This window comes from Lentzea sp. NPDC004782 (genome assembly GCF_040609115.1).
Taxonomy (GTDB): domain Bacteria; phylum Actinomycetota; class Actinomycetes; order Mycobacteriales; family Pseudonocardiaceae; genus Lentzea.
In genome coordinates, this window is record NZ_JBEXJN010000074.1 from 26,571 (window position 1) to 37,753 (window position 11,183).

Annotated in this window: 13 protein-coding genes; 3 read left to right on the forward strand and 10 right to left on the reverse strand. The window is 70.5% G+C overall.

What is annotated here, in order from left to right:
- Positions 1-3: 3 nt before the first annotated feature.
- From ABZV40_RS40745 to ABZV40_RS40765, 5 genes are all read right to left on the reverse strand, one after another.
- Entirely contained in the window at positions 4-1,200 is a 1,197-nt protein-coding gene (locus ABZV40_RS40745) for a cytochrome P450 (RefSeq protein ID WP_355454600.1), read from the reverse strand.
- Positions 1,201-1,215: 15 nt separating this feature from the next.
- Positions 1,216-1,998 (reverse strand): ABC transporter permease, encoded by a 783-nt coding sequence (locus ABZV40_RS40750; protein ID WP_355454602.1) that lies wholly within the window; start codon positions 1,996-1,998, stop codon positions 1,216-1,218.
- Positions 1,995-2,921 carry an ATP-binding cassette domain-containing protein gene (locus ABZV40_RS40755; RefSeq protein WP_355454604.1) on the reverse strand — a complete coding sequence of 309 codons (927 nt, stop codon included), beginning with the start codon at positions 2,919-2,921 and terminating at the stop codon, positions 1,995-1,997. The genes ABZV40_RS40750 and ABZV40_RS40755 overlap by 4 nt, the downstream gene beginning before the upstream one ends.
- A gap of 11 nt (positions 2,922-2,932) precedes the next feature.
- Complete coding sequence (locus ABZV40_RS40760; protein ID WP_355454606.1) at positions 2,933-3,775, reverse strand: DUF4097 family beta strand repeat-containing protein; 843 nt, start codon at positions 3,773-3,775, stop codon at positions 2,933-2,935.
- A gap of 70 nt (positions 3,776-3,845) precedes the next feature.
- Complete coding sequence (locus ABZV40_RS40765) at positions 3,846-4,352, reverse strand: ribbon-helix-helix protein, CopG family (protein WP_355454608.1); 507 nt, start codon at positions 4,350-4,352, stop codon at positions 3,846-3,848.
- 157 nt (positions 4,353-4,509) lie between these two features.
- Between ABZV40_RS40765 and ABZV40_RS40770 the strand changes: the two genes are divergently transcribed.
- Together ABZV40_RS40770 and ABZV40_RS40775 are read left to right on the forward strand one after the other, a co-directional pair.
- Positions 4,510-5,013 carry a SigE family RNA polymerase sigma factor gene (locus ABZV40_RS40770; protein ID WP_355454610.1) on the forward strand — a complete coding sequence of 168 codons (504 nt, stop codon included), beginning with the start codon at positions 4,510-4,512 and terminating at the stop codon, positions 5,011-5,013.
- On the forward strand, positions 5,003-5,791 hold the full coding sequence (locus ABZV40_RS40775) for a hypothetical protein (RefSeq protein WP_355454612.1): 789 nt from the start codon (positions 5,003-5,005) through the stop codon (positions 5,789-5,791). The genes ABZV40_RS40770 and ABZV40_RS40775 overlap by 11 nt, the downstream gene beginning before the upstream one ends.
- Here ABZV40_RS40775 and ABZV40_RS40780 read toward each other — a convergent pair.
- Together ABZV40_RS40780 and ABZV40_RS40785 are read right to left on the reverse strand one after the other, a co-directional pair.
- Positions 5,784-6,557 (reverse strand): TIGR02452 family protein, encoded by a 774-nt coding sequence (locus ABZV40_RS40780; RefSeq protein WP_355454614.1) that lies wholly within the window; start codon positions 6,555-6,557, stop codon positions 5,784-5,786. The genes ABZV40_RS40775 and ABZV40_RS40780 overlap by 8 nt on opposite strands.
- Before the next feature lie 36 nt (positions 6,558-6,593).
- The gene (locus tag ABZV40_RS40785) at positions 6,594-7,298 is read right to left on the reverse strand and encodes an SDR family oxidoreductase (protein ID WP_355454616.1); all 705 of its coding nucleotides are present in this window, start codon (positions 7,296-7,298) and stop codon (positions 6,594-6,596) included.
- A 91-nt stretch (positions 7,299-7,389) separates the two neighbouring features.
- On the opposite strand from ABZV40_RS40785, the gene ABZV40_RS40790 reads away from it, so the two are divergent.
- Entirely contained in the window at positions 7,390-8,286 is an 897-nt protein-coding gene (locus ABZV40_RS40790; protein ID WP_355454618.1) for a LysR family transcriptional regulator, read from the forward strand.
- Here the strand turns inward: ABZV40_RS40790 and ABZV40_RS40795 are convergent.
- From ABZV40_RS40795 to ABZV40_RS40805, 3 genes are read right to left on the reverse strand one after another with little or no spacing between them, the layout of a single operon-like run.
- Positions 8,271-9,257: a hypothetical protein gene (locus ABZV40_RS40795; protein ID WP_355454620.1), complete on the reverse strand. Its 987-nt coding sequence runs from the start codon at positions 9,255-9,257 to the stop codon at positions 8,271-8,273. The genes ABZV40_RS40790 and ABZV40_RS40795 overlap by 16 nt on opposite strands.
- 38 nt (positions 9,258-9,295) lie before the next feature.
- Positions 9,296-9,727, reverse strand: a complete 432-nt coding sequence (locus ABZV40_RS40800; protein ID WP_355454622.1) for a universal stress protein — start codon at positions 9,725-9,727, stop codon at positions 9,296-9,298.
- A gap of 2 nt (positions 9,728-9,729) precedes the next feature.
- Positions 9,730-10,971: an SLC13 family permease gene (locus ABZV40_RS40805; protein WP_355454624.1), complete on the reverse strand. Its 1,242-nt coding sequence runs from the start codon at positions 10,969-10,971 to the stop codon at positions 9,730-9,732.
- Positions 10,972-11,183 lie beyond the last annotated feature (212 nt).

The window sequence follows — 11,183 nt, forward strand, 5'->3', positions numbered from 1 at the left end:
GCGTCAGGCCCAGGTGACGGGCAGGGCGTGCACGCCGTAGATGTTCATGTCGGTCCTGAGCTTCACCTCGCGGGCCTGGACCGCGAGGTGCAGGCCCGGGAACCTGCGCAGCAGCCCGGAGAACCCGGCGCGCATCTCGATGCGGGCCAGCTGCTGGCCGAGGCACTGGTGGATGCCGTGCCCGAACGACAGGTGCCCGCGGGCGTTGCGGCGGACGTCCAGCGTGTCGGCGTTCTCGAACTTCTCCGGGTCGTGGTTGCCCGCCAGCAGCGACAGGATCACCGTCGAGCCCTCGCGGATCGTCTCCCCGAAGAACTCGATGTCCTCTGCGGCGTAACGGAAGAAGACGTCGCCGACCGTCAGGTACCGCAGCAGTTCCTCGACGGCTTCGGGGATCAGCTCGGGTTCCGCCCGCAGCGCGGCCAGCTGGTCCGGGTGCTCCAGCAGCGCGAAAGTGCCCAGCGCCAACATGTTCGCGGTCGTCTCGTGGCCGGCGAGCAGCAGCAAGAACGCCATCCCGGTGAGTTCCTCCAGGCTGAGGTCCTCGTCGCGGGCCAGGTCGGACAGCAGGTCGTCGGTGGGCTCGGCGCGTTTGCGGCTGACCAGTTCGTACAGGTACGTGTGCATCGCCATGTACGCGGCCATCTTGTCTTCGAGGTTCACGTCGCGTTCCATGAACTTGGTGGAGTTCGACTGGAACGTCTCGCGGTCGGCGTAGGGCACCCCGAGGATCTCGCAGATCACCAGCGACGGCACCGGAAGCGCGAACTCCTTCACGAGGTCGACCGGCGGGGTGAGCTTCGCGAGCTCGTCCAGCTGCCGTTCGGTGATCTCGATGATGCCTTCCTCCAGCGCCTTCATCCTTCTGACGGTGAACGCGCCGGTCAGCTTGCGCCGCAACCGGGTGTGGTCGGGCGGGTCCATGCTGATGAACAGTCCCGGTGTCTGCGGGGACGGCTCGGTCTGCTCCGGCATTCCCGGCGTCGGGAACGGCACGTGGACGATGCCGAGGTCCTGCCGGTTGCTGAACCTGGTGTCGGCCAACGCGGCTCGCACCGCTTCGTAGCCGGTGATCAGCCACCCCTCGTGGCCGTCGGGGAAGAGCATCGGGCTGACCGGACGGCTCGACCGCAGCTCGGTGATCCGGCTGGGAGGGTCGAACGGGGTGACGTCGCGGTCCATCGGCAAGCCGTGCTGCATGATCCCAAATCTCCTTCAGCGGGTGGATTCGCGGTTGAAGAGCTTCTTGGCCCAGAAGTAGCCGCCGAAGCCGATGATGGCGCACCAGCCCAGCGCGATGTAGCCGTTGTTGCCGATCGGTGTGCCCATCAGCAGTCCGCGCAGGGCGGCGATGAACGGGGTGAACGGCTGGTACTCGGCGAACCACCGCAGTGCCCCGGGCATCGAGTCGGTGGGCACGAAACCGTTGCCGAAGAACGGGAGCAGGAGCATCGGCGTGCCGACGTTGCTCGACGACTCGACGGACTTGCTCACCAGACCGAGAGCGGCGGAGAACCAGATGAGCGCGAACGCCATGGCCACCAGCAGACCGGCCAGCGCGAGCCACTCGGCCAGGTTCGCCCGCGGCTGGAACCCGATGGCCACCGCGACGCCGAACACCAGCGACATCGCGAGCACGGTCTGCACCAGGCTGCCGATCACGTGTCCGGTGAGGACGGACACGCGGGCGATCGCCATGGTGCGGAAGCGATCCACGATGCCCTCGGTCATGTCCATCGCGATCGAGATGCTCGTGCCCTGCACGGCGGCGGTGATCGCCATCAGGACGATGGTCGGCGTGACGTAGTCGAGGTACTCGGCACGGCCGCCGGCCGGTCCGCCGATGCCGGCGCCCAGCGTGCCGCCGAAGACGTAGACGAACAGCAGCAGGAAGATGACCGGCAGCAGCATGAGCTGCAAGGTCATCGACGGGTAGCGGATCATCCGCTTGAGGTTGCGGCGCACCATCGTCGCCGAGTCGGTCAACACGTAGGTCATGGCTGGTTCACCTTCTCGGTGAGGGCGAGGAAGACGTCGTCGAGGTCGGGTGTGTGGGTGCTCAGCGAGTCGACCGGGACGGCGTTCCCGTCGAGCCGGTCGAGCAGCGCCTTGAGCGAGCCGACGCTGCCGTCGTTCGGCACGCGCAACGCGAGCGCCTCGCCGTCACGGGACGCGTTGGCGACGACCCGCGTGGCGGCTTCGAGGTGCTGAAGGTCGTTGAACTGCAACAGGACGTGGCCGCCGGGGATGCGCCGCTTGAGCTCGTCCGGGGTGCCCTCGGCGACGATCCTGCCGTGGTCGAGCACCGCGATCCGGTCGGCGAGCTCGTCGGCCTCCTCCAGGTACTGGGTGGTGAGGAAGATCGTGACGCCGTCCGCGACGAGCCGCCGCACGATCTCCCACATGGCCCGGCGGCTGCGCGGGTCGAGGCCGGTGGTCGGCTCGTCGAGGAAGATCACCTGCGGTGACCCGACCAGCGTCATCGCGAGGTCGAGACGGCGCCGCATGCCGCCGGAGTAGGTGGCGGCGGGCTTGTCGGCCGCGTCGGCGATGTCGAACTGCTCCAGCAGCAGCTGGACCTTCACCCTGCCCTCGACCCGGCCGAGGTGGTTCAGGTCTGCCATCAGTTTCAGGTTCTCCCGGCCCGTCAACAGGTTGTCGACGGCGGAGAACTGGCCGGTGACGCCGATCGCCTTGCGGACCGCGTCGGGATCCCGTGCCACGTCGTGGCCCGCGACCGTCGCGCTGCCGCCGTCCGCGCGGATCAGCGTGGAGAGGATCTTGACCGTGGTGGTCTTGCCCGCGCCGTTCGCGCCGAGCAACGAGAAAACGGTGCCGCGCTGGACGTTCAGGTCGACGCCGTCGAGCACGACGTGGTCGCCGTAGGACCGGCGCAGGCCGGTCGCCGTGATCGCGTTCATGGGCGTTCCCCTCAGGCGCGGCGGACGACGATGTCGCCGGTGGCGGTGTGCGCGGTGACCCGGACGGTGTTGTCGGACAGCTCGGGTCCCTCACTCGCGCCCAGCTCGTTGCTGACCCGGCCGAACGCGGTCTTGAGGTCGAGCCACGCGGCGGTGCCCTGTGCGATGCCGAACTCCAGGTTGCCCATCGAGGTGATCAGCCCGGCCTCGCCCTGCACGAGCTCACCGATGCTGATGTGCCCCATGGAGGTCTTGACGTCCACGTCGGCACCGGCCCGCGCGACGGTGATGTTGCCGTTGGCCGCGCGCACCCTCAGGTCACCGGCGACCGCGCCGAGTTCGGTGTTGCCGTTGGAGTTCCTGACGCGGGCACTGCCGGCGACGTTTCCCGCGGTGATCTGCCCGGTGCCGGAGTGCAGGTCGGCGTCGCCGCCGACGTCGCCCACGGTGAGGTCACCGGCGGACGCGTCGGCGCGCAGCGGGCCGGTGCGGTCGAGGTTGATGCGCCCGATCGAGTTCTTGACGCGGCACTCCCCCAGCTGCCCGGTGCCGCGCACGCTGCCTGCCGTCACGTCGACGCGGGCCTGGGAGCCGGTCGGCAGCTCGACCACCACGTCGACGGACCTGGACTTCTTGGAGAAGTCGAACATCCGCTTCGGGCCGCGGACGATGAGCTCGCCGTCGACGAACTCGACGCGGGTCGCCTCCGCGGCTTCGACGTCGGAGGAGTCAGCAGGGTCGGACGGGCGGACGTCGACGACGGTGTCGAACCGGTCGCTCGCGATGAGCTGCACGTAGCCGACGTAGATGTCGACCGTGGCGGTGATCGGCAGCGGAGAGTCGAAAGAAGGCATGGCTGTCCCCTCAGAACGTGGTGGAAGAACATCCCCGCAGGTCGGCGGGGCGAAGTGAAAGGCGCGCCGGCTAGCGCACCCACCCGGTGAAGCGCTGGGAGGCGAACTTGCCGCGCGGTTCGGCGTCGGGCTCACGCCCGGACGACCGCAGGGCGGCCGACGCGGCCCGGACCAGCCACGCGTTGACGGACCGGCCCTCCCTGCCCGCGGCCTCCTCGACCGCGGCCTTGAGCTGTTCGGGGAGCCGGACGTTGATCCGCACCGCGGGCCCGTCCTCCAGGCCCGCGTCGGTGACCGGCGCCGCGGCGGGGGTCTCGTCGACCGGCTGCTCCACCTTCGGCACGGCAACCACGAACTCCGGGTCACGGCCGCGCAGGCGCACCTGCACCGAGCCGGGGGCGAGCTCCTGGGTGATCTCGTCGGCGGCGGCCGACAGCGCTTCGAGCAGTGCGAGCCGGATCGCCGACTCCATCGACACGGTCAGCCGCTCGATCAGCGCACTGGCGTCCGCGCCACCGGCGTCTGCGGCGGTCAGGAGCTCGCGACCGAGGGAGTTCACGTACGGCGTCAGGTCCATGGCACCACTATGGCACACCATGGCACCACACACAAGCCATTCCGGCACCACGGTGATGCCAACCTGGCTCAACGACGGCTCAGCACAGGTCGGAGCGTTTTCGCGTGATGTCAACCGGCATTGTCCGCCGGTCGTCTACCAGGGCGTGCAACGAGAGATGAGCGTCGACTTCGACCGGTTCGTGCTCGACCGGTCGACCGCGCTGCTGCGCACAGCTGTGCTTCTGGTGGGGGACGTCGGCCATGCCGAGGACATCCTGCAGACAGCGCTGATGAAGCTGGCGGCGCGCTGGAAGTCCGTCCACACGGCGCCCGAGGCGTTCGTCCGGCAGGTGCTGGTCAACCTGGCGCGCGACCGCTGGCGCCGGGCCCGCAGACGGGTGCGGGAACACGAGCTGACCAACGTCGACCAGGTGACGACGGACCACGACCTCGCCGCCTCGGTGGCCAACCGCGACGCGGTGCGCCGGGCGTTGGCGAAACTGCCCGCGCGGCAACGGGAAGTCGTGGTGCTTCGGTTCTTCGCCGACCTGTCGGTGGCGGAGACGGCCGAGGCACTGCGCACGTCCGAAGGAACGGTGAAAGCGCACACGAGCCGGGCCGTCGCGCGGTTGCGGCAGTTGCTCGGAGAGCAGATCACGGAGAACGCTCATGGCTACTGACAACGAACTGCTCGACGACGTGCGCACCGTGCTGCGCGCCGAGGTCATCGGCGTGACCGCCGACTCCCCCGCGCTGCTCGCGGCCGTGCGGCGCAAGCAGTCCCGCCGCCGCCGGGCCTGGCTCGCGGTCCCGTTGGTCGCCGCAGCAGCAGCGGCAGCCGTCGTGCTGGCGCCCGCAACACCCCGGACGACCGCACCGATCGAGGTCGCACAGGTGCTTCAGCAGACGAAGAGCGCGCTCGACGGCGTGCGGGGGATGGTGATCCACGAACAGGCACCCGCAGTTCAAGGCGAGAAGTACTTCAAGCCGGGCGAGAAGGGGCTGAGCGAACGGTGGCACGCCGCGGACGGCAGCGCGTTCCGCTACCGGGCCTCCGTGGACGGCAGGACGATCGTGGACCTCAGCCGCTCGGCCGCCGGTGACATCTTCGTCGACCACCGCGCCCGCACGTACCGGTCGCAGCCCGGCGAGACGCCGTCGGACGACGACGTGTGGACGCCGGAGAAGATCCAGAAGGCGATCAAGGACGGCCGCATCACCGCGGCCGGGCCGGGAGATCCCATCAACGGCACGCAGACCGTCCGTCTGAGCATCGCCGCAGACAAGGCGGGGACGGCGACCGAGATGTGGGTCGACGCCACCACCTACCTGCCGATGCGCTGGCGCTGGCTGCAGGACGGCGCGTCGACGTTCGACGTGACGTGGCTGCCGCCCACCCCGGAGAACCTCGCGCAGCTCAAGACGCAGATCCCGGACGGGTTCACGGAGGTCAGGTGAGGGCGTCCACGAACGCGGTCAGCGTCGGCGTGCCGCTCTGCCGGTCGAGCACGGCGAACACGACGTGGTCGAAGAAGCGGTTGTCGCGCAACGCCGTCCGGAACGCCTGGGCGACGGTCGCGGGGTCGTTGCCGAACACCCCGCAACCCCACGCGCCGAGCACGAGCCGCCGATGGCCGTGCGCCGCGGCCAGGCGCAGCACGCGGACGGCGCGGCGCTCCAGGACGGCGGGAACGTCGGCGGCGCGACCGGGCTGGTTGCGCTGGATCGCGGACAGGTTGGGCGCCGCGGCGGTGAGGAACGAGACCTCGTAGGGCTCGGCGAGGAGATTTCCCTCGTCGTCGCGGAAAACCGGCACGTTCGGCGAGTAGATCACGCGGTCGCTGTAGGTGAGGTCCTCGTGCGCGCGGTGATGCGCGTAGAAGTCACCGGCCGCGAGCAGGCAGGGGTAGAGCGCCGACGCACGTGCGACGCTCTCCTCCTGCGCCTGCGCACCGTTGAGGAACCCGCCACCGGGGTTGCGCGCGGAGGCGAAGACCAGACAGGCCAGGTCACCGCCGAGCCGCCGCGTCGCCTCCAAAGTGGACTCGTTGGTCACCTCGACCGTCGGCGGTTCTCCCTGCGCGGGCAGGGAAAGCTCTTCCTCCGGCAGGTGGAGCCGGGTTCCCGCCACCGCGGGAGCGACGGCGATCGGGATGCCGTCGCAGGAACCTCGCTCCGCGATCGCGACGGTCTCGTGGGCGATCGCACGCAGCCTTGTCCTCATGATGCGTGCAATTGTCCCAAGCGGGCCAAGCGGTTTTCACGCCCAACGGCCGCCGCCGTCCACGTGCAGCACGGTGCCGGTGGTGAACCGGTTGGTGAGCGCGAACAACGCGGCCTCGGCGATGTCGTCCGTGGTGCCGAACCTCCGCGCCGGCACCGAGGCCGCGACACCGTCCAGGAAGGCCGCCTTCCGCTCGCCCATGCCGTCCCACAGTCCGGAGTCGACGATCCCGGGCGAGATCGCGTTGACCCGCACCGGGGCCAGCTCCACGGACAGCGCCTCGACCAGATGGCCCAGCGCGCCGTTGGCGGTGGCCATGACGACGCGTCCGGGAGCGGGACGCCAGCCGACGACACCGGAGAAGAACAGGAACGAGCCGCGCACGGTCAGGTGCTTGGCCAGCAGGATCGGGCCGATCACCTTGGCGTCGAACGCACGCTGAACCGCATCGGCGCCGAGCTCCCGCACCGGGCCGTTCGCCGCCGCACCCGCCGTGCTGATCACGTGGTCGACCGCGCCGGCGGACTCGGCGAGCGCGGCGACGGTGGTCTCGTCACCGAGGTCGACGGTCGCGGTCTCGGCGCCACCGACGAGCTCGGCGGTCTCGTCGAGCCTGGTCTTGTCCCGGCCGGCCAGCACGAGCGTCGCGCCGGCCCGGTGCGCGGCGACGGCGATCGCGCGGGCGATGCCGGACCCTCCGCCGATCACGAGAATCCGGCTGCCGTTGAGGTCGAGTGACACGTTCAGTCTCCTTCTGGGGTTTCCTCCAGCGTCGACGAGCTGCGACTATGCGTCCAATGCCAGTTCTTTGCGCACTCCATAAACTTTGCGCATGGTCACTGTTCAACAGGTCGAGCGCTTTCTCGCGGTGATCGAGCACGGCACGTTCACGGCGGCGGCCGAGGCCACGAACGTGACCCAGCCCGCGCTGTCGCGCAGCATCCGCGAGCTGGAACGGGTCATCGGCGCCCCGCTGCTCGAACGCGGGGTCGGACCGACCCCGGTGGGCCGCGCGATCCTGCCCGCCGCCCGCGCGCTGCTCGCCGAGGCCCACCGCGTGCGGGACGCAGGGCGGCAGGCCGCCGGACTGCGGACCGGCGAGCTGCACGTGGCGTCCCTGCAGTCGTTGACGCTCGGGGCACTGCTGCCGGTCGTGCACCAGTGGCAGGAGCGGTACCCGCTGGTCGAGCTGCGGTTGAGCGAATTCACGCATCGGGAACGGCTCGAAGAGGCCGTGCGGGACGGGTTCGCGGACGTCGCCGTGGCGCCGCGACCGGCGACGTGGCACGGGCCGGTCCGCGATCTCGGCGTCGAGGAGTTCGTGCTCGTGCTGCCCACCGGCGAACCCGTGCCGGACGGCCGGTTGCCCGTGCGCGACCTGGCCGGCCGCCGGTGGGTGCACTACGAGCGGCAGAACGGGCTTGCCGACGTGGTGGACCAGGTCTGTGCCGCCGCCGGGTTCGTGCCGAAGGTGGCCGTGCGGACGTTGCAGACGAGTGCGGCGCCCCGGCTCGCCGCCGCCGGTCTGGGTCCGGCTCTGGTGCCCGCCAACGTTCTCTCCCCCACCGACGCCGTCACGGTGGCGTTCCCGGAACCTGCGGTGCGGCGGCCGATCGCGGCGTTCACCCGGCACGATCCGGATCCGGTGGCGGCGGCGTTCATCGACCTGCTCGCCGAGCACGTGGCGTTGCTACCGGCGCATCTGGCACCGCTTCAGATCCGCGCGTAGACCTCGGCGACCGCGCCGAACGCCGCCTTGGGCTCCCAGGTGCCGTCCTCGTAGACCTTCACGATGCCGGGGCCGGCCATGTCGAGGTCACGGCTCGGCTCGTCCGGCCGGTGCGGGTAGTTGGCGAGCGCGAACATGTACACGAACGCACCGTCCACGCCCTCCGCCTCGAAGATCTCCAGCAGTTCGCGCAGGTAGACGGCCTGCTCCTGCTCGTCGCGGACGTACCCGTCCTTGATGCGCACCGGCAGCCCGGCCGCGTCGTGCTCGACGATCTCCATGCTGCGCGGCGCCACCGCGCCCGAGCCGCGCCACGCGGCCGTGCCGAACCCGGTGATCGCGACCGGTTTCCCCTGCGCCACCAGGCTGCGCACCGCCTCGGGATACCGGTCGGCGACCTCGGCCGACCGGATCAGCTCGAACGACAGCACGTCGAACAGGCTCCAGTCGACGTTCTCGAACTGGATGCAGGCGTAGGTGAGCCGGCCGCGGAACTCCGCGCGGACCGCCGTGACCGCCTCCGCCAGGAACTCGTTGAGCCGCGTGCTGACCTCGCGCACCCGGTCGGGGTGACCGAACAGCCGCTGGACCCGGTCCAGCACGTCGTCGCCGTCCATGAACCCCTTGTTCATGATGCTCAGCTCGACCCCAGCGACGAACACGACCTCGGCACCCTCGGCGCGAATCCGCTCGGCGCGTTGGGCGCAGTCCACGAACAGCTCCAGGATCTCGGTCCGCGTGAGCTCCAGCGGGTACGGCGAGAACCAGATCTCCAGCCCGAGGCCGGCGGCGACGCGGGCGGCCTGCTCCAGCCGTTCCGGTGAGCCGCCGATGAGGTGCACGGCGTTGCAGTGCAGGTCGTCCCGGATGACGGTCAGGTCCTCGCGGACCACGTCGAGGTCGAACGCCGGCACGGAGATCTCGCCGTGGCGGACGAAGCCGGTGTCGTAGGCGATGCCTTTTGCTCTCATACTTACATGCGTACACGCAATTTTGCGTGTACGCAACTTCAGGTCGGCCAGACCAGCAGCACCGGACAGGGCGCGTGGTCGACGACGAACCGCGTCGCCGGGCCGAGGCTGCGCGGACCGGCGTGGCTGACGTCGCCGTCACGGCACACCACGAGCAGAGAGGCGTTTTGAGCAGCCGCAACGACTTCGTGCTCGACCCGCCCCACCCGCGCGGACGTCGTGCACGGCAGCCCCAGCCGTTCGGCGGCCGCTTCGAGCAACCGGGCCGCGTGGCCGGCGGCGAGGTCGTCCAGCCTGCTGCCAGGATCGCGCGACGGGTGCCGGCCGAACAGCCCGGCGAACGCGCCGTGCGCGGCACCGGGCACGTCGTGGTCGCTGACGTGCAGCAGCAGGAACTCCGAGCCGTGCGCCCGAGCGGCGTCCACACTGGACTGCCAGGTGTCGTCGGCGATCCACACGACAACTGTCATGGTCATCCTCCGATCACGTGCAGGGACGCCCACAGTGCCACGACGGCACCGACCAGGGTGGCAGGCACGGCGAGCAGGCCCAGCCGGGTGAACTCGGCCAGGTTCACCTCGGTGTCGTGGTCGTGCACGATCCGCCGCCACAGCAACGTCGCGAGCGACCCGGCGTAGGTGAGGTTCGGCCCCAGGTTGACGCCCAGCAGCACCGCCAGCACCGCACCGGCCCCGAACGGCGCGACCAGCGGCAGCAGCACGAGCACCGCGGGCAGGTTGTTGATCACGTTGGCCAGCACGGCCGCGACGGCCGCCACCGCGAGCAGGGCGACCAGACCGTTGCCGCTCGGCACCACCTGCCGCAGAAGGTCGTCGAGCCCGTTGTCCACCACCGCCCGCACCACGATCCCGAGGCCGAGAACAAAAGCGAGGAACGGCAACGAAGCGGACTGCACGATCTTCAGCACGGACGTGCGGCGCCGGACCAGCGCCCGCACCGCCATCGCCACCGCCCCCGCACACGCGGCCCAGGCCGGGTCGATCCCGGTCGCCGACGCCACGACGAACCCGACGAGCGTCAGCCCGACCGCGGCCAGCGCGAACACCGGCAGCTCCCCCGGCGGCCGTTCGGCCGGGGCGTGGGCGGGCGCGTCGAGATCGGTGCGGAAGAACCACCGGAACACGAGGTACTCGACCCCGATGGCCACGACCCACGGCAACGCCATCAGCCCCGCGAACCGCGTGAAGCTCAGGCCGCTGGACGCGAACGCCAGCAGGTTGGTCAGGTTCGACACCGGCAGCAGCAGCGACGCGCTGTTCGACAGGTGCGTGCACGCGTACACGTGCGGTTTCGGCCGCACGCCGAGCTGAGCCGCCGTCGCGAACACCACCGGCGTCAGCAGCACGACCGTCGCGTCCAGGCTCAGCACCGCCGTGATCAGCGACGCCGTGACGAACACACCGCCCAGCAACGTCCGCGGCCGCCCACCGGACGCCCGTGCCATCCACGTTCCGCACGCCTGGAAGAGGCCCTCGTCGTCGCACAGCTGCGCCAGCACGAGAATCGCGGCCAGGAACCCGATCACGGGCCCGAGCCGCACCGCCTCGTCCACCGCGTGCTGAACGGGCAACGCGCCGACCAGCACGACGAGGATCGCCGCCGGTACCGCGACGGCCGCCTCGGGCCAGCCCCACGGCCGCACGACCGCGCACACGAGCACGGCCACCAGCAACAACACCGACAGCGCAAGCACGGGTTCCTCCTGCGCCGGCGAACCCGGCACTCGTGTTTCGGCCGCCGCCGACTCTATGTCCCGCCGACCACCCCTGCCGGAAGAGGATCCCCGTCGTGGATGAAGGGCGCCTTCATCCACCTGAGATCGATGAAGGCGCCCCCCCACCACCACCCCCCCACGAAAACCGGGGGACCGCCCCCCGCCCCACCCCCGACGGGGCCCCCGGAGCG

Bases quoted from the DNA above. Each gene is read 5' to 3' on its own strand.
- ABZV40_RS40745 (WP_355454600.1), bottom strand. From the start codon at position 1,200: ATGCAGCACGGCTTGCCGATGGACCGCGACGTCACCCCGTTCGACCCT.
- ABZV40_RS40750 (WP_355454602.1), bottom strand. From the start codon at position 1,998: ATGACCTACGTGTTGACCGACTCGGCGACGATGGTGCGCCGCAACCTC.
- ABZV40_RS40755 (WP_355454604.1), bottom strand. From the start codon at position 2,921: ATGAACGCGATCACGGCGACCGGCCTGCGCCGGTCCTACGGCGACCAC.
- ABZV40_RS40760 (WP_355454606.1), bottom strand. From the start codon at position 3,775: ATGCCTTCTTTCGACTCTCCGCTGCCGATCACCGCCACGGTCGACATC.
- ABZV40_RS40765 (WP_355454608.1), bottom strand. From the start codon at position 4,352: ATGGACCTGACGCCGTACGTGAACTCCCTCGGTCGCGAGCTCCTGACC.
- ABZV40_RS40770 (WP_355454610.1), top strand. From the start codon at position 4,510: ATGAGCGTCGACTTCGACCGGTTCGTGCTCGACCGGTCGACCGCGCTG.
- ABZV40_RS40775 (WP_355454612.1), top strand. From the start codon at position 5,003: ATGGCTACTGACAACGAACTGCTCGACGACGTGCGCACCGTGCTGCGC.
- ABZV40_RS40780 (WP_355454614.1), bottom strand. From the start codon at position 6,557: ATGAGGACAAGGCTGCGTGCGATCGCCCACGAGACCGTCGCGATCGCG.
- ABZV40_RS40790 (WP_355454618.1), top strand. From the start codon at position 7,390: ATGGTCACTGTTCAACAGGTCGAGCGCTTTCTCGCGGTGATCGAGCAC.
- ABZV40_RS40795 (WP_355454620.1), bottom strand. From the start codon at position 9,257: ATGAGAGCAAAAGGCATCGCCTACGACACCGGCTTCGTCCGCCACGGC.
- ABZV40_RS40800 (WP_355454622.1), bottom strand. From the start codon at position 9,727: ATGACAGTTGTCGTGTGGATCGCCGACGACACCTGGCAGTCCAGTGTG.